Source organism: Enterobacter cloacae complex sp. ECL72 (genome assembly GCF_019056635.1).
Classification (GTDB): domain Bacteria; phylum Pseudomonadota; class Gammaproteobacteria; order Enterobacterales; family Enterobacteriaceae; genus Enterobacter; species Enterobacter hormaechei_C.
This window is the reverse complement of record NZ_CP077659.1, coordinates 184687-207900: the sequence shown is the minus strand read 5'-3', so window position 1 is coordinate 207900 and position 23214 is coordinate 184687. Positions and strand designations below refer to the sequence as shown.

Below are 23214 nucleotides of genomic sequence, written 5' to 3'. Positions count from 1 at the left end.
TGGTTTTGTTACGCCTGCTCTTTCGCGGCCGGTTTAGGCAAGAAGCCTTCCAGCACGATTAACGCCGCACCAACGCATATTGCGCTATCGGCGAGGTTAAAGGTCGCGAAGTGCCAGTCGCCGACGTAGAAATCGATCATATCGACCACAAAGCCGTGCCACAGGCGGTCAAACAGGTTACCCAGCGCGCCGCCAATGATCAGCGCGTAGGCGATGTTATTCAGCTTTTGCGTGGCCTTTGAGCGGTACATCAGCACCGCCAGCACGACGCAGATACCGATAGCGATACCCGCGAAGAACCAGCGCTGCCAGCCACCGCTGTCGGCAAGGAAACTAAACGCCGCACCATAGTTGCGGGCATAGTGCAGGTTAAGCGACGGAAACAGCGGGACCGTATCCCCCAGAGCGAAATTCTGGAGGATCAGGAACTTGCTGCCCAAATCAATAATCAGCACCACCACCACCAGCCACAGCCAGCGCAGTCCTGTTGAACAGAGAGTTTTACTCATCAGGCAAACTTACGTTTTTCGCCGTCACCGGCGACGTTGCTTACACAGCGTCCGCAGATGTCTGCGTGTTCCGCCACCTGGCCAACATCGGTGGTGTAATGCCAGCAACGCGGGCATTTCTCACCGTCGGCTTTGCTCAGTGCGACCTTCAGGCCTTTGAGCAGCTCGCTCTGCTGAGCATCAGCAGTAGCTTCGGCATAATCCGCAACTTTCGCACCGGAGGTCAACAGGACAAATCGTAATTCATCGCCCAGCGCGGTCAGTTTGGCCGCCAGCTCCGGTTCGGCGTACAGGGTCACCGTCGCTTCCAGAGAGCCACCGACTTTCTTGTCCGCACGCGCCTGCTCGATAACCTTGTTCACTTCGCCGCGCACTTTCAGCAGCTCGTCCCAGAAGGCATCGTTCATTGCTTCAGTGCTGGAGAGGTCGAACAGACCTTCGTACCACTCGCCGGTGAAGACATACTTCTCACGGTCGCCCGGCAGGTAGCCCCAGATTTCATCCGCGGTGAAGGACATGATCGGTGCCATCCAGCGCACCAGCGCTTCTGCGATGTGGAACAGCGCGGTCTGGCAGCTACGACGCGCCACGCTGTCCGCTTTCGCGGTGTACTGGCGGTCTTTGATGATGTCGAGGTAGAACGAGCCCATCTCGATGGAGCAGAAGCGCATCAGGCGCTGCACCACTTCGTGGAAGTCGTAAGACTCATAGGCTTTAAGAATATCTTCCTGCGCCGCTTTCGCGCAGCCTACCGCCCAGCGATCGAGCACAACCATCTCTTCCGGCTTCACCATGTCTTTTACCGGATCGAACCCGTTCAGGTTCGCCAGCAGGAAGCGCGCGGTGTTACGAATACGACGATAGCTGTCAGCAGCACGTTTCAGGATCTCATCAGAGACCGCCATTTCGCCGGTGTAGTCGGTAGAGGCCACCCACAGACGCAGAATGTCCGCGCCCAGTTTGTTCATCACGTCCTGCGGAGAAACGGTGTTACCGATAGATTTGGACATCTTACGGCCCTGACCATCCACGGTGAAGCCGTGGGTCAATACCTGGCGGTAAGGTGCTTTACCCTTCATGGCGGTGGAGATCATCAGCGATGACATGAACCAGCCGCGGTGTTGGTCAGACCCTTCCAGATACATATCGGCAGCGTGACCAGCAAACTCCGGACGCACATCAACCACGGAGGAGTGGGTAGACCCGGAATCGAACCACACGTCCAGGGTATCCGGCACTTTCTCGTAGCTGTCTGCGTCAGCGCCCAGGATGTCGCGGGCGTCGAGATCCCACCACGCCTGAATGCCGTCAACTTCGACGCGCTTCGCCACTTCTTCCATCAGTTCCAGAGTGTTCGGGTGCAGCTCCTGCGTCTCTTTATGTACGAACAGAGACATCGGCACGCCCCAGGTGCGCTGACGGGAGATACACCAGTCAGGACGGTTAGCCACCATGGATTCGATACGCGCCTGGCCCCAGTCAGGGATCCACTGCACGCCTTTGATCTCTTTCAGAGACTGCGCGCGCAGGCCTTTCTGGTCCATGCTGATAAACCACTGCGGGGTTGCACGGAAGATGATCGGGGTCTTGTGACGCCAGCAGCACGGATAGCTGTGCTGCATTTTCTCAACGTGCAGCAGCGCGCCGCTGGTGCGCAGCATATCAACGATGATGTCGTTAGCTTTAAAGACGTTGATACCGTCCAGCGCCGGGTAGGTGCCAGGCAGGTAAGAGCCGTCCGGGCCAACCGGATTAGCGATTTCCAGGCCGTACTTCAGGCTGATGTTGTAGTCGTCAGGACCGTGGCCACCGGCGGTATGTACCGCACCGGTACCCGCTTCCAGCGTGACGTGGTCGCCCAGAATCGCCGGAACGTCGAAGTCCAGGAACGGGTGTTTGAAGCGCATCAGTTCCAGCGCGTCACCTTTTACGGTGCCCAGCACGGTGTAATCGGTGATGTTCGCGCGTTTCAGCACGCTTTCGACCAGGTCTTTCGCCAGGATAACCGCACGGCCATCAATCTGCACCAGCGCATACTCAAACTCGCCAGAGAGGGAGATCGCGCGGTTAGCAGGCAGCGTCCACGGGGTGGTGGTCCAGATCACCAGAGAGATCGGGCCGCTTACACCAGGCAGACCAAATTTAGCTTTGATCGCATCCTGATCGACCGCTTCGAAGGCCACGTCGATAGAAGGCGAGGTTTTGTCGTAATACTCCACTTCCGCTTCTGCCAGCGCAGAGCGGCAGTCGACGCACCAGTGCACCGGCTTCGCGCCTTTGTGCAGGTGACCGTTGCCGATGATTTTACCCAGCGCTCGGATGATGTTGGCTTCGGTTTTGAAGTCCATGGTCAGGTACGGATGCGACCAGTCACCCAGCACGCCCAGACGGATGAAGTCAGCGCGCTGACCGTCAACCTGGGTGGCAGCGTATTCGCGGCATTTCGCACGGAATTCTGCGGCGGTGAACTTCTCACCCGGCTTACCGTACTCTTGCTCAACTTTCAGCTCGATCGGCAGACCATGGCAGTCCCAGCCCGGAACGTAAGGCGAGTCATATCCCGCGAGTCCTTTGGACTTCACGATAATGTCTTTCAGAATCTTGTTTACAGAGTGACCAATATGAATGCTGCCATTCGCATATGGAGGGCCATCATGCAGAATGAAGGTTTTTTTGCCTTTTTTGGCTGCACGAATGATGCCGTACAGGTCATCATCGGTCCAACGCGCCAGCATTCCCGGTTCACGCTTGGCGAGATCGCCGCGCATCGGGAACCCTGTTTCCGGCAAATTCAGGGTTGATTTATAATCACTCATCAGATTCTCGGTTCCGTATTTATCACGTAGGCAGTTAAGCCGGTTCTAAAGCCCAAAAAACTCGCGGGCCGTTAATTCATCTCGCGCGATTTGCGCCTTAAGTTCGTCCAGCGAAGCGAATCGCTGTTCATTGCGTATTTTTTTACGCAGTATCACATCTATATGGCGACCATACAGGTCCATTACAACGTCCAGCAGGTGTACTTCTAACTGTTGACGCACACCGGCAACCGTTGGACGTGTGCCAATGTTGGCGACGCCGTAGAAAGGCTTCTCGCCCAGTCCTGCCACTTCCACCGCATAGACCCCTTTAACCGGGGAGACCTGACGACGCAGCGGTATATTCGCCGTCGGGAAACCTATCGTGCGGCCCAGCGCATCGCCATGGACCACGCGACCTGAAATTGTGAACGGGTGACCCAGCAGCGTTTCTGCCGTGTCCAGTTCATCATTCGCCAGCGCCTGACGTACCGCCGTGCTGCTTACGCGCACGCCGCCCTCACAGAAGGTCATCGTGCTGGTGACGTCAAACCCGTACTCCAGGCCAGCCTTCTGTAATAACAAGAAATCGCCCTGACGACCAGCGCCAAAGCGGAAATCATCGCCCACGGCGAGAAACTGCACGCCAAGCTGCCTGACCAACAGGTCGCTGACAAAATTTTGTGCGGTCAGCGCGGCAAAACGACGGTCGAACCTTACGCACAGGACGTAGTCCACCCCTGACTCCGCCAGGTAGCGTAACTTCTCACGCAGACGCGTCAGCCGCGCGGGGGATTTCTCGCCTGCAAACAGCTCCAGCGGCTGAGGCTCGAAAATCATCACCACGACGGGCAAGCCTCGCGCCTCGCCTTCTTTACGCAATCCCTGCAACAGCGCCTGATGCCCACGATGCACGCCGTCAAAATTACCAATGGTCAGCACGCACCCGTGCGGGGCTTGACTGAGATTATGTATGCCGCGTATCAGCTTCATGACTGGCTCAAAACAGTGAAAATCGCCAAAGTATACCTTGTACAGCGGTTAAGGTTAACCGGCGATTGTTCACGCTAAACAGAAAGCCGTATGATTTCATCACGCTGACCTTTCACAGCAAAAAAATCTGTCCGCGAACTGCGATTTTTACGCCGAAAAGCTGTATTCACGAACGACAAGCTGGTAGAATCCTGCGCCATCACTACGTAACGTAGCGTCGCCACATTAACGGCGCTTATTTGCACAAATCCATTGACAAAAGAAGGTATAGAGGGCATATTCCTCGGCCTTTGAATTGTCCACATAGATCATATTTGGGAGTTGGACCTTGGCTAATATCAAATCAGCTAAGAAACGTGCCGTTCAGTCTGAAAAGGCTCGTAAGCACAATGCAAGCCGTCGCTCTATGATGCGTACTTTCATCAAGAAAGTATACGCAGCTATCGAAGCTGGCGACAAAGCTGCAGCGCAGAACGCATTTAACGAAATGCAACCAATCGTGGATCGTCAGGCTGCTAAAGGTCTGATCCACAAAAACAAAGCAGCGCGTCATAAAGCAAACCTGACCGCGCAGATCAACAAACTGGCTTAATCGCCACTTGTTGTTGCTTGTTTGAAAGAACCCGCTTAACGCGGGTTTTTTTATGTCTTCAGATTGCCGGCGGCGTAAAAAGCGCCGAATAGTCGCGATTGCAGATTCGCTGCACAGCCGGATGCTGAATCATCCTTTCGGCGAATATGGCGTGATACTCTTCCATCACGTTATCCACCCTGCCGATCTCGGTTATTTTGTCGTCTGAATAGAGATCGTGCGCGTACAGCGTTGGAGCAACGAAGATAGCGTTATGCGCTTCGCCAAAGGCTTTCATCAGCGCCGCATCGTCGAACTCACCGAGAATTTCTACGTTCAGCCCCTGCGAGTTAAACCAGTTCAGCAGCTTCCGTCCGAGCATGGACCTCCGACCCGGCACCAGCAAGCGGCGCTCTTCCAGGCAGGCAGGAAACGGTTTTTCCGGTGGCGGATTGATGCACCAGAAACTGACGCCGCATTCGCCAATTTTCACCGAGAACAAGCCTTCCTGCTGCGTGGAATCGATAGGGCAATCCGAAATAATCATATCCAGCTTATGCTGGCTCAGCTGTTCCAGCAGCATCTCGTGAGTGGACTCAAAGCAGCGTAAATGGATCTGTTCATCTTCCACCACCGCCGCATCCAGCACGCCACTCACCAGCCGTTTGGACAGCGCATCCGCCACCCCCACGTCAAAAAGCAGGTTAGACTCTTTGCGGTAGTTGACGATATCCAGCATCTCCTGGCTCAGGGTGAACATTTTATCCGCATAGCGGAACACCAGCTCGCCCAACTCACTGGGCTCAATCCCACGGCCCTTGCGCTTGAACAACTTGCCCTGTAACCGCTCTTCCAGGGCTTTGATTTGCCCGGTAATGGTTTGTGGCGTCAGGTAAAGCGCTTCTGCCGCCCCCACGACCGAGCCCTGTTTATAAACGTGCCAGAAGTAATAAAGATGGTTGTAATTCAAATGAGACATCGCGTGTTCTCTCCCTGAGTGTGTATCGGGAGAAGGAGCCCCCTCCTCCCGGTTTTCCGTTATGCCTGGACAGCCTGTCCGGACAATTTCACCTTCAACAAGGTATAACCAATGACTGCGGCCAGTAATGACCCGATGAGAATGCCGAGTTTTGCCCAGACGATAAGCTCAGGCGCGTTTGCGCCAAACGCCAGCGTCGAGATAAAGATCGACATGGTGAATCCAATACCGCACAGCACGCCGACGGCCATAATCTGGCTAAAGGTGGTCCCGTTTGGCAATGACGCCAGCTTCAGCTTCAGCGCCAGCCAGCAGAACAGGCTGATACCCAGCGGCTTACCGATAAACAGACCGGCGATGATACCCAGCGGCAGCACGGAGGTGAGTCCGTCCAGAGTAACCCCGGCCAGGGAAACTCCCGCGTTGGCAAACGCAAACAGCGGCAGGATCATAAAGCCCACCCACGGATGAAGCACATGCTCCAGCTGTCTGGCTGGCGATTTGCCGTCCTGCTCCTTCAGCGGAATAAAGAAGCCAACGATGACGCCCGCCAGCGTGGCATGCACGCCAGACTTCAGCACCGCCGTCCACAGCACCATGCCCACCAGAATATAAATACCCGTACGTCGGACGTTGAAGACGTTCAGCAAGGCCAGCACCACAATAGCCACGGCCGCCACGCTCAGCGACAGAACCGACAGATCGCTGGTGTAGAACAGCGCGATAATCACGATAGCGCCCAGATCATCGATAATCGCCAGCGCCATCAGGAAAATTTTCAGTGCTACCGGGACGCGGCTACCGAGCAAGGCTAAGACCCCGAGCGCAAACGCGATATCCGTTGCAGCCGGGATCGCCCAGCCGTCACGCGCAACCGGATCCTGCCACGCAAACGCGAGAAAGAGCAACGCCGGAACGATCATCCCGCCAATCGCCGCGATCACCGGAAACGCCGCGCGCTGACGGCTGGCAAGCGAACCGATCACCAGCTCACGTTTAACCTCCAGACCCACCAGCAGGAAGAACACCGCCATCAGCGCATCGTTGATCCACAGCAGCATGTTCTTGTTAATTTCCAGCGCCCCGACTTTCAGCTCGACGGGCGTTTCCAGAAATGCTTGATAGAGATCGCGCGTCATGCCCATATTGGCGAGCAGCATAGCGGCCGCAGCAGCAATAATCAGGATGACGCCGCCGGATGCCTCACTGCTAAAGAAACGGTGTAGTAATTTCACGTTTAAACTCTCTTTTACAACAATACCTCGGTAAAACCATAATATCAGCGCAAACAGATCGGTAAAAACAGATTAATATTGGGTATATATTCAGTTTAACCGAGGAATAACGCTATAAACAAAAAGCCCGGAATTGCTTCCGGGCTTTAAAGGATAGTAACCAGCTAGCGGGTTAGCGGGTTAAATCGTCGAAGAATTTTTTGACGCCATCGAAGAAGCTTTTGGAGCGCGGACTGTTTTTCTCACCCGTCGGGCCACCAAAACTCTCCTGAAGCTCTTTCAGCAGCTGTTTCTGCTTATCGTTCAGGCCGACCGGCGTTTCCACGACCACGCGGCATAACAGGTCACCCTGCGCGCCACCGCGAACGGATTTAACGCCTTTGCCGCGCATGCGGAACAGCTTCCCGGTCTGGGTTTCGCCGGGGATTTTCAGGTTAACGCGACCGTCCAGCGTCGGCACTTCGATTTCGCCACCCAGCGCCGCCATCGCAAAGTTGATCGGCACTTCACAGTACAGGTTGTTACCTTCACGCTCGAAGATGGCGTGCTGCTTCACCTGAACCTGAACGTACAGATCGCCTGCCGGTGCGCCGTGCTCGCCGGCTTCACCCTCACCTGCCAGACGGATGCGGTCGCCCGTATCCACGCCTGCCGGGATCTTAACGGACAGCGTTTTGGTTTTCTCCACGCGACCGTGACCGTGGCATTTGGTGCACGGATCTTTAATCAGCGTACCGCGACCATGACAGTGCGGACAGGCCTGCTGCACCGCGAAGAAGCCCTGGCGCATCTGCACCTGACCGGAACCGTGACAGGTTGGGCAGGTCTGTGGCTGAGTCCCCGCTTTCGCGCCGCTGCCGTGGCAAACGTCACACTCTTCCAGCGTCGGAATACGGATCTCTTTGGTGACGCCGCGAACCGCTTCTTCAAGCGTCAGCTCCATGTTGTAGCGCAGGTCTGCGCCGCGCGCCGCGCGCTGACGACCACGTCCGCCGCCGAAGATATCGCCAAATACATCACCAAAGATATCGCTGAAATCAGCGCCGCCGCCGAAGCCGCCGCCACCAAATCCACCGCCGCCCATGCCGCCCTGTTCAAAGGCCGCGTGACCGTACTGATCATAGGCCGCACGTTTTTGTGCATCGGTCAGGACTTCGTAGGCTTCTTTAATCTCTTTAAATTTGGCTTCAGCCTCTTTGTCACCCTGATTACGGTCAGGGTGGAATTTCATGGCCAGGCGCTTATACGCCTTTTTGATTTCACGCTCTTCCGCAGTTTTCGGAACGCCTAAAATCTCGTAATAGTCTTGCTTTGCCATTGGTTTTTTTAAGCCCCTTAACATGCGAGCACGGGCGTGGAGAATTCTCCTACGCCCGTGCCGATTACTTACCCTGCATCAGGGCGATTATTTTTTGTCTTTCACTTCTTCGAACTCAGCGTCGACAACATCGTCGTCTTTCGCGTTGTTCTGGGAAGCATCAGCGCCCGCCTGCTGCTGTGCGTGCTGCTGCTGAGCGATTTCCATCAGCTTCTGAGAAACCTGTGCCAGCTCCTGCATCTTCGCTTCGATGTCCGCTTTGTCTTCGCCTTTCAGAGACGTTTCCAGCGCGCTCAGTGCAGTTTCGATCGCAGTTTTGTCTTCCGCTGGCAGTTTATCGCCCGCTTCTTCAACCTGCTTACGGGTGCTGTGCAGCAGATGGTCACCCTGGTTACGGGTCTGAACCAGCTCTTCGAACTTACGGTCGGATTCCGCGTTAGCTTCGGCATCACGAACCATTTTTTCGATTTCCGCTTCGTTCAGGCCAGAAGATGCCTTGATGGTAATCTTCTGCTCTTTACCGCTATTTTTGTCTTTCGCAGACACATGCAGGATACCGTCAGCATCGATGTCGAAGGTGACTTCGATCTGTGGCATGCCGCGTGGTGCCGGGTTAATACCGTCCAGGTTGAACTGACCCAGAGATTTGTTATCCGCCGCGCGCTTACGCTCACCCTGAATCACATGGATGGTTACCGCAGACTGGTTGTCTTCAGCGGTAGAGAACACCTGGCTGTGTTTCGTCGGGATAGTGGTGTTTTTGTTGATGAGCGGAGTCATCACGCCACCCATGGTTTCGATACCCAGAGACAGCGGGGTAACGTCCAGCAGCAGTACGTCTTTTACTTCACCCGTCAGAACACCACCCTGAACCGCAGCACCGATAGCAACCGCTTCGTCCGGGTTCACGTCTTTACGTGGCTCTTTACCAAAGAATTCAGCCACTTTCTTCTGAACCATTGGCATACGAGTCTGACCACCTACCAGGATAACGTCCTGAATGTCAGACACGGACAGGCCAGCGTCCTGCAATGCAACTTTCAGTGGCTCGATAGAACGGTTCACCAGGTCTTCTACCAGGCTTTCCAGTTTCGCACGGGTCACTTTGATGTTCATGTGTTTTGGACCGGTCGCGTCTGCGGTGATGTACGGCAGGTTCACGTCGGTCTGCTGAGCGGAAGACAGCTCGATCTTCGCTTTCTCAGCGGCTTCTTTCAGTCGCTGCATGGCCAGCGGGTCGTTACGCAGGTCAATGCCCTGATCTTTCTTGAACTCGTCAACGAGGTAGTTGATCAGACGGGTATCGAAGTCTTCACCACCCAGGTGGGTATCACCATTGGTTGCCAGAACTTCGAAGGTTTTTTCGCCGTCAACGTCGTCGATTTCGATAATAGAGATATCGAAGGTACCACCACCCAGGTCGTAAACCGCGATAGTACGGTTGCCAACTTCTTTATCCAGACCGTAAGCCAGTGCTGCTGCGGTTGGTTCGTTGATGATACGTTTTACTTCCAGACCTGCGATACGGCCAGCATCTTTGGTTGCCTGACGCTGAGCATCGTTGAAGTAAGCAGGTACGGTGATAACAGCTTCAGTTACCGGCTCACCCAGGTAATCTTCCGCGGTTTTCTTCATTTTCTTCAGCACTTCAGCAGAGATCTGCGGAGGTGCCGTTTTGGTGCCTTTCACATCAAGCCATGCATCGCCGTTATCGGCTGCGATGATTTTGTAAGGCATGATGGAAACGTCACGCTGAACTTCTTCGTCCTGGAAGCGGCGGCCAATCAGGCGTTTGATCGCAAACAGGGTGTTTTGCGGGTTTGTCACGGCCTGACGTTTAGCCGGCTGACCAACCAGAGTTTCACCATCCTGGGTATAAGCAATGATAGAAGGCGTGGTGCGATCGCCCTCGGCGTTCTCCAGCACACGTGCAGTAGTGCCATCCATAATCGCTACACAAGAGTTGGTAGTACCCAGGTCGATACCAATAATTTTACCCATCTAAACGTCTCCACTAAAAATTCAGTCAACATGTGGTTGTGTACCTGTAATAAGGGCAGAACGTGCTTTTTCAACTGCCCAGATTTGATTTTTTTCAGGTCCACACACTGCGGTTGCTTACAAGATGGGGTCACAACAGCATCCATCAAGGGGGAAGGATAAAAAATTTTTTAATTTCACCCCGGTGAGATCATAGACGGCGTCGATGCCGCCCATTATGATGCCGCGCCCCGTCAGGTAGAACTGGCGCGGGTTTAACCATTTCACCATATTAATGATGATTTTTTTGAGGACTTATGGGCAACACTAAGTTGGCTAATCCGGCTCCGCTGGGCCTGATGGGTTTTGGCATGACCACCATTCTGCTGAACCTGCACAATATCGGGATGTTCCCGATGGACGGCATTATCCTGGCGATGGGCATTTTTTACGGCGGTATCGCACAGATCTTTGCGGGCCTGCTGGAATATAAGAAAGGCAACACCTTCGGCTTAACCGCCTTTACCTCTTACGGTTCCTTCTGGCTGACTCTGGTCGCAATTTTGTTGATGCCTAAAATGGGCCTGGCAGAGGCGGCAAACGCCCATTTCCTGGGCGTGTACCTGGGACTGTGGGGCGTGTTCACCCTGTTCATGTTCTTCGGTACCCTTAAGGCGAACCGCGCACTGCAATTCGTCTTCCTGAGCCTGACCGTACTGTTCGCTCTGCTGGCCATCGGTCACCTGGCGGATAACGAAGGCATCGTTCACGTTGCCGGCTGGGTAGGTCTGGTTTGCGGCGCAAGCGCAATCTACCTGGCCATGGGTGAAGTGCTGAACGAGCAGTTCGACCGCACCATTCTACCTATTGGTGAAAAACACTGATCCCTCTGTCGTGCCCGCGTCGCGGGCACGACGTCCTCTGACTGGCGAAGCCACACCCCCAAAACCAGTCCCATCAGCGATAACGCCAGCACGTACCACGCAGGTGCAAGGGGTGACACCCCCATCAACACCGTCACCACAATCGGGGTCAGCCCACCGAAAATGGCATACGAGACATTATAAGAGAAAGAGATCCCAGTGAAGCGTACCTCCGGCGGGAAGGCGCGGACCATTACGTACGGTACGGCGCCAACGACGCCCACGCACAGCCCGACGACACCGTACAGCAGGAACAGCTGTTCAGGATGGGTGCCCGCAAGATGATAAAATGCCCAGCTCGACGCGGCCAGAAGCAAACTGCCGACAATAAAGGTCGCGCTTGCGCCGAAACGATCCGCCGCCAGCCCGGCGGCCAGACAACCAAAGCAGAGCATAATTGTCGCGATACTGTTCGCCTGTAACGTCACGGCAGGCGCAAAACCGTACTGTTTTTGCAGCCAGACCGGCGACATCAAAATGACCACCACGATCCCCGCAGACAGCAGCCAGGTCAGAAGCATCGACACCACTACCGCTTTTTTATGCCGCACTACTACGGTTTTCACCGGCAGTTCTTGCGCCAGCGCCTTCCGCTGCTGCATTTCCAGAAATATTGGCGTCTCCTGCAACCAGCGTCGCAGGTACATTGCCACCAGCCCAAACGCCCCGCCCAGCAGGAACGGTATACGCCAGCCCCAGTCGTGAACGGCCTGTTGCGTCATGCTGGTATTGATGATGGTTGCAACCACGGAGCCAAGCAGGATCCCGATCGTCAGCCCTGCGGTCAGCGTTCCGCACGCAATGCCGATGCGGCGCACCGGGACGTGCTCAGCGACAAACACCCAGGCGCCCGGCACTTCCCCGCCGATGGCCGCGCCCTGGAGAATACGCATCAGCAGCAGCAATAACGGGGCGATAATGCCCATCGACTCATAGGTAGGCAAAAGCCCAATCGCCAGCGTCGGCACGGCCATAAGCAGGATGCTGAGGGTAAACATCTTCTTGCGCCCGACCAGATCGCCAAAGTGCGCCATGACAATGCCGCCCAGCGGACGCGCCAGATAGCCGGCAGCGAAAATGCCGAAGGTTTGTACCTGACGCAGCCATTCCGGAATATCCGCCGGGAAAAACAGCGCCCCCACAACGGCGGCGAAGAAGACAAAGATGATGAAGTCGTAAAACTCCAGCGCGCCGCCCAGGGCAGCGAGCGTGAGGGTTTTGCAGTCCTGTCGATTCAGAGGTCGGGTGTTATGTGACATAGCGAACCATTGTGCATGTGTTGTGGATTATTTTTTACAGCAATCGTAAAGAAAAAATTACTATATCGTATATCCATTTACACGCTACCGCGGCTGGCGCTAATGTCACATTTTAAAGAATTTCAGGAGATTGTTTCGCGGCGAGCGCTTTTAGGGCGAAATGCTGCTACCACGTTGCCGTCAGTTTCCACATACGGACCGTCAAGCAGTTGTATACAATACGGTACACTTGCAAAGATACCGTGGACGATAACGCTGCCGTCCTCGGCTTTTACCCCTTCCAACGTCTCTTTTATCGACTTCGGCTGCCCCGGCAGGTTCAGGATCAGCGCCTGTTTGCGGATCACCCCGACCTGACGGGAAAGAATGGCCGTCGGGACAAAGTGTAGACTGATCTGGCGCATCTGCTCACCGAAGCCCGGCATTTCACGATCGGCGATAGCCAGCGTCGCGTCCGGCGTTACATCGCGGCGCGCGGGGCCGGTTCCGCCCGTCGTCAGCACCAGGTGGCAGCTCATCTCATCCACCAGTTCACACAGGGTTTGCTCGATGATCGGCTGCTCGTCCGGGATCAGGCGAGTCTGGATCTCAAACGGGGTAGTGAGCGCGCTGCCCAGCCACGCTTCCAGAGCAGGGATGCCTTTATCCTGATAAACACCGCTGGAGGCGCGGTCAGAAATCGACACTAAGCCGATGCGTAAGGTATTCATATCCATTCCATTCAAAAAGTACTGATTAAAGGGAATGATACACGCAGAGAGAAAATTCAGACAGAGGCGGGGGAAAGAGGCGTGACCGGGAACCCGGTCACGCAGAATGATTACAGCAGGTCGCCGATCATTTTTTCCAGTTTTTCCTGGTCGATAGCAAACTTACGGATACCGTCCGCCAGCTTGTCTACCGCCATTGGATCCTGGTTGTGCTGCCACAGGAACTCGGACTCGGTGATGCGCTCAGGGCGTGCTTTCACTTCGCCGGTGTAAGACAGTTTACGCTCGATAGCACCTTCGCTTTCTGCCAGCTCTTTCAGCAGCGCAGGAGCGATGGTCAGGCGGTCACAGCCAGCCAGCTCGATGATTTCGCCGACGTTACGGAAGCTTGCGCCCATAACAACGGTCTCATAGCCGTGCTGTTTGTAGTATTCGTAGATTTCAGTCACTGAAATCACGCCTGGGTCTTCAGACGCCGCGTACTCTTTCTTGTCGGTGTTGGCTTTGTACCAGTCCAGAATACGGCCCACGAACGGAGAAATCAGGTATACGCCAGCTTCGGCACATGCACGCGCCTGCGCGAAGGAGAACAGCAGAGTCAGGTTACAGTTGATGCCTTCTTTTTCCAGCTGCTCAGCAGCGCGGATGCCCTGCCAGGTAGACGCCAGTTTGATCAGGATACGGTCATTGCTGATGCCCGCATCGTTGTACAGTTTGATCAGGCGTTTTGCTTTTGCGATAGACGCTTCGGTGTCGTAGGACAGGCGAGCATCAACTTCGGTAGAGATACGGCCAGGAACGAGCTTCAGGATTTCCAGACCGATGTTCACTGCCAGTTTGTCAGTAGCATCCACAACCTGCTGCGCGCGGTCATTGCTCTGTGCTTTTGCCCAGGTCACCGCCTCGTCGATCAGTTTGCGATACTCAGGGATCTGCGCGGCGTTAAGGATCAGAGAAGGGTTGGTTGTGGCATCCTGCGGCTGGTACAGCTTCATTGCCGCGATATCTCCGGTGTCAGCGACGACAGTGGTGAACTGACGAAGGGAGGTCAATTTATCCGTCATGATAGTGTTTCTCTTTTAACGTGCCCTGGATAATTCACACTACCGACAGCTTGCCAGCAGCGGAAAAATGACAGGTTTACTTGTTAGGGGGATGTAACCGGTCTGCCCTGATGATAACACGAGTGAGAGGCAGCGCAACCGCAGACAGTGCGCTTAGGCAGAGTATGATAAACTCAGAATATTAACAGGCTGCTAAGTAACAGCATGCACAATCAGTGGTAGCGCTTACATATTCACTTTGGCATCAACAAGAGGGACGTTAGTGCCTGATTTCTTTTTCTTTATCAACGAAGTCCTCTGGGGTTCGATCATGATATACCTGCTTTCAGGAGCAGGTATCTGGTTTACCTGGCGCAGCGGTCTGATTCAGTTTCGCTATATCCGCAAATTTGGCAGAAGTCTGAAAAACAGCGTCACCCCACAGCCGGGCGGCCTGACCTCGTTTCAGGCGCTCTGTACCAGCCTGGCCGCGCGCGTCGGCAGCGGTAACCTGGCCGGTGTCGCGCTGGCGATCGGCGCGGGCGGTCCGGGCGCGGTATTCTGGATGTGGGTGACGGCGATTATCGATATGGCCACCTCCTTTGCTGAATGCTCGCTTGCGCAACTCTACAAAGAAAAAGACGGCAAAGGTCAGTTTCGCGGCGGTCCCGCCTGGTATATGGCTCGCGGGCTGGGAATGCGCTGGATGGGCGTTCTGTTCTCGATCTTTTTGCTGATTGCCTATGGCCTTATTTTCAATACCGTTCAGGCAAATTCCGTCGCCCACGCGCTGCGCTTTGCCTTCAATTGTCCGGAGTGGCTGACGGGCGGCGCGCTTGCCCTTCTCACCCTGCTGACCATTGTGACCGGGCTCAAAGGGGTTGCCCGCCTGATGCAGTGGTTGGTTCCGCTGATGGCGCTGCTGTGGGTGTCCACCAGCCTGATGGTATGCGCGATACATATCGACGAGGTGCCGAACGTCATCGTCACCATTTTCCAAAGCGCGTTCGGCTGGCGCGAAGCGGCTTCCGGCGCGCTGGGTTACACCCTTAGCCAGGCACTCACTGCGGGTTTTCAGCGGGGTATGTTCTCCAACGAAGCGGGAATGGGCTCCACGCCGAATGCCGCCGCAGCGGCCGCATCCTGGCCCCCACATCCCGCCGCGCAGGGCATTGTACAGATGATTGGCGTCTTCACAGACACCATTGTTATCTGCTCCGCCAGCGCGATGATAATGCTGCTGGCCGGTGCCGCTGAACAACCGTCCGGTAGTACGGCAGGCATTCATTGGGTACAACAGGCGCTGGTCTCCCTCGTCGGCAGCTGGGGCGCGGGCCTTGTCGCACTTGTCGTGGGACTTTTTGCCTTTAGTTCCATTGCGGTGAACTATATCTATGCCGAAAACAACCTTATCTTCCTGAAAGTTGACTCGCGTCTGGCCCGCAACATCCTTCGCGCGGGCGTGCTGGCGATGGTGTTTGTAGGTTGCCTGCTCAGCATGCCGATGATCTGGCAAATAGCGGACGTCATTATGGCGCTGATGGCCATCACGAACCTGACGGCCATTTTGCTGCTTTCACCGGTTGTGGCGCTGATCGCGCGCGATTATCTGCGTCAGCGCAAGCTCGGCGTACAGCCCGTCTTTGACGCCTCACGCTATCCCGAAATCGAGTCACAAATTGCCCCTGGCACCTGGGATAATTTGCCGCGGCAATAACAGCTATCGATCAATTCAGGGCGATTTTTTGTTAAAGTCGCTCTAAATTTCCTGCAAGGACTGGATATGCTGATTCTGATTTCACCTGCCAAAACGCTCGACTACCAGAGCCCGCTCGCCACTGAGCGTTATACCCAGCCGGAATTGCTGGACTACTCGCAACAGCTGATCCACGAGGCGCGTAAGCTTTCGGCTCCGCAAATCGCTTCGCTGATGAGCATCAGCGATAAACTCGCCGACCTGAATGCCACCCGTTTTCATGAGTGGCAGCCTGACTTCACGCCCGCCAACGCCCGCCAGGCGCTGTTGGCCTTCAAAGGTGACGTCTACACTGGCCTGCAAGCAGAAACGTTTAGCGAAGCCGATTTCGATTTTGCCCAGCTGCATCTGCGCATGTTATCCGGCCTGTACGGGGTGCTGCGACCGCTGGATCTGATGCAACCGTATCGTCTGGAGATGGGTATCCGCCTGGAAAACGCTAAAGGTAAAGATCTGTACCAGTTCTGGGGCGATGTCATTACCGACAAGCTTAACGCGGCGCTGCAAGCCCAGGGGGACAACGTGGTGATCAACCTGGCCTCCGATGAGTACTTCAAATCGGTGAAGCCGAAGAAGCTGGATGCGGACATTATCAAGCCGGTATTCCTCGACGAGAAAAACGGCAAATTTAAAGTGATCAGCTTCTACGCCAAAAAAGCGCGCGGTCTGATGAGCCGCTTCATCATTCAAAACCGTCTGACGAAGCCAGAGCAGCTCACCGGCTTTAACAGTGAAGGGTATTTCTTCGACGAGGCATCGTCAGGAAAAAACGAGCTGGTGTTTAAGCGTCACGAGCAATAAAAAGACAACCCCGCCAGCTGGCGGGGTTTGTGTTAATGGTGCTTCCGGTCCGGGCCCGGGCGACGATCGTCATGACGGTGGTGATCGTCACGATCGCGATGTTCATCGTGCGGACGCCAGTGGTTATCGCGCCAGTCATAGTGCGCTTTCCACCAGTCATGGTCGCGCCAGCGGCCGCCATCCCAGTAGTGCCCGTTATTATCCCGATCGCCAATTTGCAGTTTTACCGCTGGCACGAGGGTGATCTCAGCTGCCTGCACCGCCATGGGAGCGACCAGCATCAGTGAAAGCGCGATAAGTGCAGGTTTCAGTGTAGACATAGGTGACTCCTTATTCTTCTTGCCCAACGTGGGCCGATGTAAGGAGAGTACGTGATGGGGACGGGGGATGTTATTCTCTGCAATCCTAAACGCTAAGTGACCGCATTTATTGGGAATTTCTGCTTTTTTCCTGCTGTTTTTCTCCTTAATTTCTTCACAAAAAAGCCGGGTGGCGCTGCGCTTACCCGGCCTACGATGAGTTCGCCGTTGTAGGCCCGGTAAGGCGAAGCCGCCACCGGGCAGCACAATCACGCTCGGGTCATCATCAGCTTACGCAGCGCGGCAAAGTCTGCGGGCAGCTCATGAGACAGCAGCGGCAGGTCGGCGCGATCGGCCAGCTCTTTTGGCAGCGGCAGCGTTTCCCCCAGGATCGCTTCCACGCTCTCTTTGAACTTGGCCGGATGGGCGGTGCCGAGGAACAGGCCATACTCACCCGGTTGAAGCTGATCGCGCAGGGCACGATAGGCAATCGCCGCGTGCGGCTCAGAGGTATAGCCCACCGCTTTCAGCTCGCGCATGGTGGCTTTAGTGGTTTCGTCCGTCACCGCTGCGTAACCCAGATCGCCCAGACGCCAGACCTTACGGCGGAACAGCTCTTCCACACGCGGCCAGTTGTTAGGCTGTGACACATCCATCGCATTGGAGAGCGTGGCCTGAGTCGCGTTCGGCGCCCATTTTCCGTCCTTCAGGAAACGCGGCACGGTGTCGTTGGCGTTGGTGGCGGCGATAAAGCGCTTCACCGGCAGGCCGAGTGATTTCGCCAGCAGGCCTGCCGTCAGGTCGCCGAAGTTCCCACTTGGCACGGAAACCACCAGCTGATTGCGCGCGTCCTGCGGCAGCTGCGCCACCGCTTCGAAGTAGTAGCAGATCTGCGCCAGCAGACGGCTGATGTTGATGGAGTTGGCAGAGTTCAGCCCCAGCGCCGCCTTCAGCTCTTCGTCATCGAAGGCCTGCTTCACTAGCGCCTGACAGGCATCGAAATCGCCGTCGATCGCCACGGTTTCAATGTTGCCCCCAAGGGTGCAGAACAGTTTTTCCTGAAGCGGGCTGATTTTGCCTTTCGGATAGAGGATCACCACGCGGACGTTTTTCAGGCCGTAGAACGCATGGGCCACCGCCGCTCCGGTATCGCCTGAAGTCGCGGTAAGAATGGTCACCGGTTTGTCGCCGCTGATGTGGGTCAGCATCTGCGCCATAAAGCGACCGCCGAAATCTTTGAACGCCAGCGTCGGACCGTGGAACAGCTCCAGACAACCAACGTCAGGCTCCACCTGCTTCACCGGCGCCGGGAAAGCAAACGCCGCACGCACGCGCTCTTCGAGCAGCTCCTGCGGGATTTCGTCGCCGATAAAGGCAGACAGAATTTTGGTGCTGCGGGTGACAAAGTCCTGCTTCAGCAGCTCATCGATTTCGGTCAGCTGAAATTCCGGCAGGTCGTGGGGGAAGAAAAGCCCCTGATTTTTGCCAAGCCCCTGCGTTACCGCCTGCGCGAAGCTGACCTGCTCGTTATGATCTTTAAGGTTGTAGAGTTTCATTCGTTATCCCAGTACTCGTGCGCCAGCCGTGTCCAGACGGCAAATATGAACAAAGCCTTCCTGATTTTGCAGGTAGTGTTTAGAGAGCCAGTCCGCCACGCGCTGCGCGGTGTCTGGCTTGTCGCATAAGGCGAACAGCGTCGGGCCGGAGCCGGAGATGCCGCACGCCTGTGCGCCGATATCCATGGATGCCTGTCGCGCTTCGTTAAAGCCCGGCAGCAGCTTCGTGCGATACGGCTCGGCAATGACGTCTTTCATCAGTTTCGCCGCCAGCTGCGGCTGACGGGTGTAGCAGGCGTGAATAAAGCCCGCCAGATGACGCCCGTGGGCGATACAGTCCTGACGACGATACTGCGCCGGCAGGATCGCACGCGCTTCGGCGGTAGACACTTTAATGCCCGGATAGGCCAGCACCCACAGCCACTCATCAAACCCTGGCACCTGCTGGCTGATGATGCCATTTTCTTCAATCATCAGCTGCATGCCGCCAAGGAAGCACGGCGCCACGTTATCATAATGAATGCTGCCGGAGATGCGCCCTTCCAGCTCGCCCATCAGCGCCAGCAGACGGTTGTTGTTCAGCGGCTTGCCGCAATGCTCATTCATCGCCACCAGCGCGGCGACCACCGAGCAGGCGCTCGAGCCCAGCCCCGAACCAATCGGCATGCTCTTTTCCAGCGTCATGGCGACCGGCACGTTTTTGCCGATCTCCTGACAGAAGCGTTCCCAGCACTGATAAACGATATTCTCGCGCGGTTCAGACGGCAGCTTACTGGCGAAGCGGCCGATGTTATTCAGGCTGAAGCGCTCTGCCGCCTCAACCGTAACCGTATCGCCCAGCAGCGAACCGTCCACCGGTGTGACCGCCGCGCCCAGCACGTCAAATCCGACGCTCATATTGGCGCTGGAAGCCGGGGCATATACTTTAACCATCTTAAACTCCTAACTTCCATGACAGGGTACGCAGCAGATCGGCAAACACGCCTGCCGCCGTCACATCATTCCCTGCGCCATAGCCGCGAAGCACCAGCGGCAGTGGCTGATAATAATGGCTGTAGAACGCCAGGGCGTTCTCGCCGTTTTTCACCTTGTACAGCGGATCGTTGCCATCCACTTCGGCAATCTTCACCCGGCAGACGCCGTCTTCTTCAATGTTGCCAACATAGCGCAATACCTTACCTTCATCACGGGCTTTCGCAACGCGTGCGGCAAAGGCGTCGTCAAGCTGCGGCAACCTGGCCATAAAGGCGCTGACGTCACCGCTGTCATCAAATTCTGCTGGCAGCACCGGCTCAATCACGATATCCGAAAGCTCCAGCTCGCGGCCAGTTTCGCGCGCCAGGATCAGCAGCTTACGCGCCACGTCCATGCCGGAGAGGTCGTCGCGCGGATCCGGCTCGGTGTAGCCCAGCTCGCGCGCGGCGCGGGTGGCTTCCGACAAGCTCATCCCTTCGTCCAGCTTGCCGAAGATAAACGACAGGGAGCCGGAGAGGATGCCGGAGAAACGCTGTAGTTCGTCGCCCGCGTTCAGCAGGTTTTGCAGGTTCTCGATGACCGGCAGGCCCGCGCCCACGTTGGTGTCATACAGAAACTTACGGCGCGACTTACTCGCCGCCAGCCGCAGCTGGTGATAGTAATCCATCGACGAGGTGTTGGCCTTTTTGTTTGGCGTCACCACGTGGAACCCTTCGCGCAGGAAGTCGGCGTACTGATCGGCCACCGCCTGGCTGGAGGTACAGTCAACAATCACCGGGTTAAGCAGGTGATATTCTTTCACCAGGCGGATCAGGCGGCCCAGGTTAAATGGCTCTTTCGCCTCTTCCAGCTCCGCCTGCCAGTTTTCCAGATTCAGACCGTGGACGTTAGTCAGCAACGCTTTCGAGTTCGCAATGCCGCAAACGCGCAAATCGATATGTTTCTTCTTAAGCCACTCCTGCTGGCGCTTCACCTGCTCCAGCAGCGCGCCACCGACACCACCGACGCCCACCAGGAACAGCTCAATCACCTGGTCGGTGTTGAACAGCATCTGATGCACCACGCGCACGCCGGTAGTGGCGTCATCGTTATCCACGACAACGGAAATGGAACGCTCTGATGAGCCCTGGGCAATCGCCACGATATTGATATTGGCCCGCGCCAGCGCGGCAAAGAATTTGGCGGAGATACCGCGCAGGGTGCGCATGCCGTCGCCGACCACAGAGATAATCGCCAGACGTTCCTGAATCGAGAGCGGCTCCAGCAGCTCTTCTTTCAGCTCCAGATAGAACTCTTCTTCCAGCGCGCGGCGGGCACGCAGGCAATCACCCTGCGGAACGCAGAAGCTGATGCTGTATTCGGAAGAAGACTGCGTGATCAGCACCACAGAGATCCCGTTGCGGGACATAGCGGCAAAGACGCGTGCCGCCATGCCGACCATGCCCTTCATCCCCGGGCCGGAGACGCTGAACATCGCCATGTTATTGAGGTTAGAAATGCCTTTCACCGGCAGGTCATCTTCATCCGCGCTGGCGCCAATCAGCGTGCCCGGCGCCTGAGGGTTACCGGTATTCTTAATCAGGCAAGGGATTTGGAACTGGGCAATCGGGGAGATGGTACGCGGGTGAAGAACTTTAGCGCCGAAGTAGGAAAGCTCCATCGCTTCCTGGTACGACATCGACTTCAGCAGCCTGGCGTCCGGCACCTGGCGCGGATCGCAGGTATAAACGCCGTCGACGTCAGTCCAGATCTCACAACAGTCTGCGCGTAAACAGGCCGCCAGCACGGCAGCGGAGTAGTCAGAGCCGTTACGCCCCAGCACCACCAGTTCGCCCTTCTCGTTACCGGCGGTAAAGCCTGCCATCAGGATCATATGGTCAGACGGGATTTTGCTCGCCGCAATACGGCGTGTCGACTCGGCAATGTCGACGGTGGATTCAAGGTAGTGGCCCACAGCCAGCAGTTTTTCAACCGGATCGATGACCGTCACGTGGTGACCGCGCGCTTCCAGCACGCCAGCCATGATGGCGATAGAGAGTTTTTCACCCCGGCAAATCAGCGCCGCGTTGATGCTGTCCGGGCACTGACCAAGCAGGCTGATACCGTGAAGAACGTGTTTAATCTGGGCAAATTCAAGTTCAACGGTGCTTTTCAGCTGCGCCAGCGGGAAACCAGGCTGGGCGTCGGCCAGCCCCTGAAGCAGATCGGCAAAGATACGCTCGGCGTCGCTGATGTTCGGTAGTGCATCCTGACCACCGATGGTTTTTTCAATCATCGCCACCAGGTGGTTCGTGATTTTGGCCGGGGCAGAGAGCACGGTGGCCACCTGCCCCTGCCTGGCGTTGCTTTCCAGGATATCGGCAACACGCAGAAAACGTTCTGCATTTGCCACTGACGTACCGCCGAACTTCAACACTCGCATGGTTCTACCTCATTTCCTTTAGCCGAAAAAAAAGCCCGCACTGTTCAGGTGCGGGCTTTTTTCTGTTTTTCCTGTACGCGTCAGCCCGCATCGTTACCTGTGGTAATGATGATGGTTGTAGTAATGGTGGTGATGCTGATGCGTTTCATGGATGTTGTGTACTCTGTCATTATTATCTGTCTGTGCTCTATTCTTTTAGGGTTAAAGGATCGAGCCCCTTAAGTCAATGAATTTTTAATTCGATCACAATTCGAGATATTCTCACGTCCCGCTGCGGGCAGATTTATTTTCATCGGAATACCCCAGATGCAACCCCAGACATCAGCAGGATCGGCCATAATAAAAACCTATGACACTATTTTACTCGGCTAATTTTTTTTTCAATATCATGAAGCAATCGGTGCAGCATTGCCGTGTCGCGCTGCTCAAGACGCCCCAGGCGCTGCTGTAACCAGTCCACCATTTTTTGATCGTCAGCGACGCCCAACTGCTCAAGAAGCTTATCTGCACGAACACGCAGTGCCGCCAGCTGGTTTTCATCCGAAACTGTCACCGGTGGCTGAGAAATTTGTATTAAGGATGCTAATTGATAGCAATAGACCATCACCGCCTGCCCCAGATTGAGTGACGGATAATCCGCCACCATCGGCGCGCCCGTCAGCACGTCAGCCAGCTCCAGCTCTTCGTTAGTCAGCCCGGAATCTTCTCGCCCAAACACCAGCGCGGCTTTCTCCAGCCACAGGCTTTTCTCTTCCAGCATCGGCACCAGTTCAGCAGGCGTGGCGTAATAGTGAAACTTCGCCCGGCTGCGCGCGGTCGTCGCGACGGTAAACGAAATATCGTGGAGTGCGTCGGCGAGCGTAGCGTAAGTGGTTATATTATCGAGAATATCACCCGAACCGTGCGCCACCCAGCGCGCAGCAGGCTCCAGATGCGCCGTGCTGTCCACAATACGCAAATCGGTAAACCCCATAGTCTTCATGGCACGCGCCGCAGCGCCAATATTTTCAGCTCTTGCTGGTGCCACCAGCACAATCGACAGATGCATTTACGCTCTCTTTTTAATCAGTTAGCAGGTAAAAATGTGATT

General features: G+C 55.8%; 20 protein-coding genes, 1 pseudogene and 1 other annotated feature. Of the genes and pseudogenes, 4 read left to right on the top strand and 17 right to left on the bottom strand.

The window, feature by feature from the left end; genetic code table 11:
• Positions 1 to 8: 8 nt before the first annotated feature.
• The 4 genes and pseudogenes from lspA to KTH07_RS23415 all read right to left on the bottom strand — a co-directional run.
• Positions 9 to 509, bottom strand: a complete 501-nt coding sequence (gene lspA, locus KTH07_RS01035; protein ID WP_003856452.1) for a signal peptidase II — start codon at positions 507 to 509, stop codon at positions 9 to 11.
• A complete protein-coding gene (gene ileS, locus KTH07_RS01030; RefSeq protein ID WP_032620885.1) occupies positions 509 to 3325 on the bottom strand; it encodes an isoleucine--tRNA ligase in 2817 nt (938 codons plus the stop codon). Before ileS ends, lspA begins: the two co-directional genes overlap by 1 nt.
• 45 nt (positions 3326 to 3370) lie before the next feature.
• Complete coding sequence (ribF, locus tag KTH07_RS01025) at positions 3371 to 4297, bottom strand: bifunctional riboflavin kinase/FAD synthetase (protein WP_003856456.1); 927 nt, start codon at positions 4295 to 4297, stop codon at positions 3371 to 3373.
• Positions 4298 to 4304: 7 nt separating this feature from the next.
• Positions 4305 to 4510: pseudogene (locus tag KTH07_RS23415) on the bottom strand (DUF2575 domain-containing protein); the annotation flags it as partial.
• A gap of 115 nt (positions 4511 to 4625) precedes the next feature.
• Here KTH07_RS23415 and rpsT point away from each other — a divergent pair.
• Positions 4626 to 4889, top strand: coding sequence for a 30S ribosomal protein S20 (gene rpsT / locus KTH07_RS01020; RefSeq protein WP_003856458.1), 264 nt, complete (start codon positions 4626 to 4628; stop codon positions 4887 to 4889).
• 58 nt (positions 4890 to 4947) lie between these two features.
• Here the strand turns inward: rpsT and nhaR are convergent, their stop codons facing one another.
• The 4 genes from nhaR to dnaK form a co-directional block, all read right to left on the bottom strand.
• Positions 4948 to 5847, bottom strand: a complete 900-nt coding sequence (gene nhaR, locus KTH07_RS01015; RefSeq protein ID WP_003856462.1) for a transcriptional activator NhaR — start codon at positions 5845 to 5847, stop codon at positions 4948 to 4950.
• Between the two features lie 59 nt (positions 5848 to 5906).
• Positions 5907 to 7082 carry a Na+/H+ antiporter NhaA gene (nhaA, locus tag KTH07_RS01010; RefSeq protein WP_063162012.1) on the bottom strand — a complete coding sequence of 392 codons (1176 nt, stop codon included), beginning with the start codon at positions 7080 to 7082 and terminating at the stop codon, positions 5907 to 5909.
• A gap of 172 nt (positions 7083 to 7254) precedes the next feature.
• Positions 7255 to 8400 (bottom strand): molecular chaperone DnaJ, encoded by a 1146-nt coding sequence (gene dnaJ, locus KTH07_RS01005; RefSeq protein ID WP_014830600.1) that lies wholly within the window; start codon positions 8398 to 8400, stop codon positions 7255 to 7257.
• Positions 8401 to 8487: 87 nt separating this feature from the next.
• On the bottom strand, positions 8488 to 10401 hold the full coding sequence (gene dnaK / locus KTH07_RS01000; protein ID WP_006810169.1) for a molecular chaperone DnaK: 1914 nt from the start codon (positions 10399 to 10401) through the stop codon (positions 8488 to 8490).
• A 296-nt stretch (positions 10402 to 10697) separates the two neighbouring features.
• On the opposite strand from dnaK, the gene satP reads away from it, so the two are divergent.
• Entirely contained in the window at positions 10698 to 11264 is a 567-nt protein-coding gene (gene satP / locus KTH07_RS00995) for an acetate uptake transporter (RefSeq protein ID WP_003856474.1), read from the top strand.
• Here satP and KTH07_RS00990 read toward each other — a convergent pair.
• The 3 genes from KTH07_RS00990 to tal all read right to left on the bottom strand — a co-directional run bounded on the left by KTH07_RS00990 (position 11192) and on the right by tal (position 14336).
• Positions 11192 to 12562: an MFS transporter gene (locus KTH07_RS00990; RefSeq protein ID WP_231765432.1), complete on the bottom strand. Its 1371-nt coding sequence runs from the start codon at positions 12560 to 12562 to the stop codon at positions 11192 to 11194. The genes satP and KTH07_RS00990 overlap by 73 nt on opposite strands.
• Before the next feature lie 122 nt (positions 12563 to 12684).
• Positions 12685 to 13272 carry a molybdopterin adenylyltransferase gene (mog, locus tag KTH07_RS00985; RefSeq protein WP_003856479.1) on the bottom strand — a complete coding sequence of 196 codons (588 nt, stop codon included), beginning with the start codon at positions 13270 to 13272 and terminating at the stop codon, positions 12685 to 12687.
• A gap of 110 nt (positions 13273 to 13382) precedes the next feature.
• Entirely contained in the window at positions 13383 to 14336 is a 954-nt protein-coding gene (gene tal, locus KTH07_RS00980) for a transaldolase (RefSeq protein WP_003856481.1), read from the bottom strand.
• Positions 14337 to 14598: 262 nt separating this feature from the next.
• Here tal and KTH07_RS00975 point away from each other — a divergent pair, with 262 nt between their 5' ends.
• Both KTH07_RS00975 and yaaA read left to right on the top strand, forming a co-directional pair.
• Entirely contained in the window at positions 14599 to 16032 is a 1434-nt protein-coding gene (locus KTH07_RS00975) for a sodium:alanine symporter family protein (protein ID WP_063162010.1), read from the top strand.
• Positions 16033 to 16098: 66 nt separating this feature from the next.
• Positions 16099 to 16872, top strand: coding sequence for a peroxide stress protein YaaA (yaaA, locus tag KTH07_RS00970; RefSeq protein WP_015572628.1), 774 nt, complete (start codon positions 16099 to 16101; stop codon positions 16870 to 16872).
• 32 nt (positions 16873 to 16904) lie between these two features.
• Here the strand turns inward: yaaA and KTH07_RS00965 are convergent, their stop codons facing one another.
• From KTH07_RS00965 to KTH07_RS00940, 6 genes are all read right to left on the bottom strand, one after another.
• A complete protein-coding gene (locus KTH07_RS00965) occupies positions 16905 to 17192 on the bottom strand; it encodes a DUF2502 domain-containing protein (protein ID WP_015572627.1) in 288 nt (95 codons plus the stop codon).
• A gap of 248 nt (positions 17193 to 17440) precedes the next feature.
• A complete protein-coding gene (gene thrC / locus KTH07_RS00960; protein ID WP_015572626.1) occupies positions 17441 to 18727 on the bottom strand; it encodes a threonine synthase in 1287 nt (428 codons plus the stop codon).
• A gap of 3 nt (positions 18728 to 18730) precedes the next feature.
• A complete protein-coding gene (gene thrB, locus KTH07_RS00955; RefSeq protein ID WP_015572625.1) occupies positions 18731 to 19660 on the bottom strand; it encodes a homoserine kinase in 930 nt (309 codons plus the stop codon).
• 1 nt (position 19661) lies between these two features.
• Positions 19662 to 22124 carry a bifunctional aspartate kinase/homoserine dehydrogenase I gene (thrA, locus tag KTH07_RS00950; protein ID WP_023295899.1) on the bottom strand — a complete coding sequence of 821 codons (2463 nt, stop codon included), beginning with the start codon at positions 22122 to 22124 and terminating at the stop codon, positions 19662 to 19664.
• A 24-nt stretch (positions 22125 to 22148) separates the two neighbouring features.
• Positions 22149 to 22266, bottom strand: a sequence feature (Thr leader region).
• Complete coding sequence (gene thrL, locus KTH07_RS00945) at positions 22205 to 22273, bottom strand: thr operon leader peptide (protein WP_015572623.1); 69 nt, start codon at positions 22271 to 22273, stop codon at positions 22205 to 22207. It overlaps the preceding feature by 62 nt.
• A gap of 206 nt (positions 22274 to 22479) precedes the next feature.
• On the bottom strand, positions 22480 to 23172 hold the full coding sequence (locus KTH07_RS00940; protein WP_017694547.1) for a tRNA/rRNA methyltransferase: 693 nt from the start codon (positions 23170 to 23172) through the stop codon (positions 22480 to 22482).
• Between the last annotated feature and the right edge of the window lie 42 nt (positions 23173 to 23214).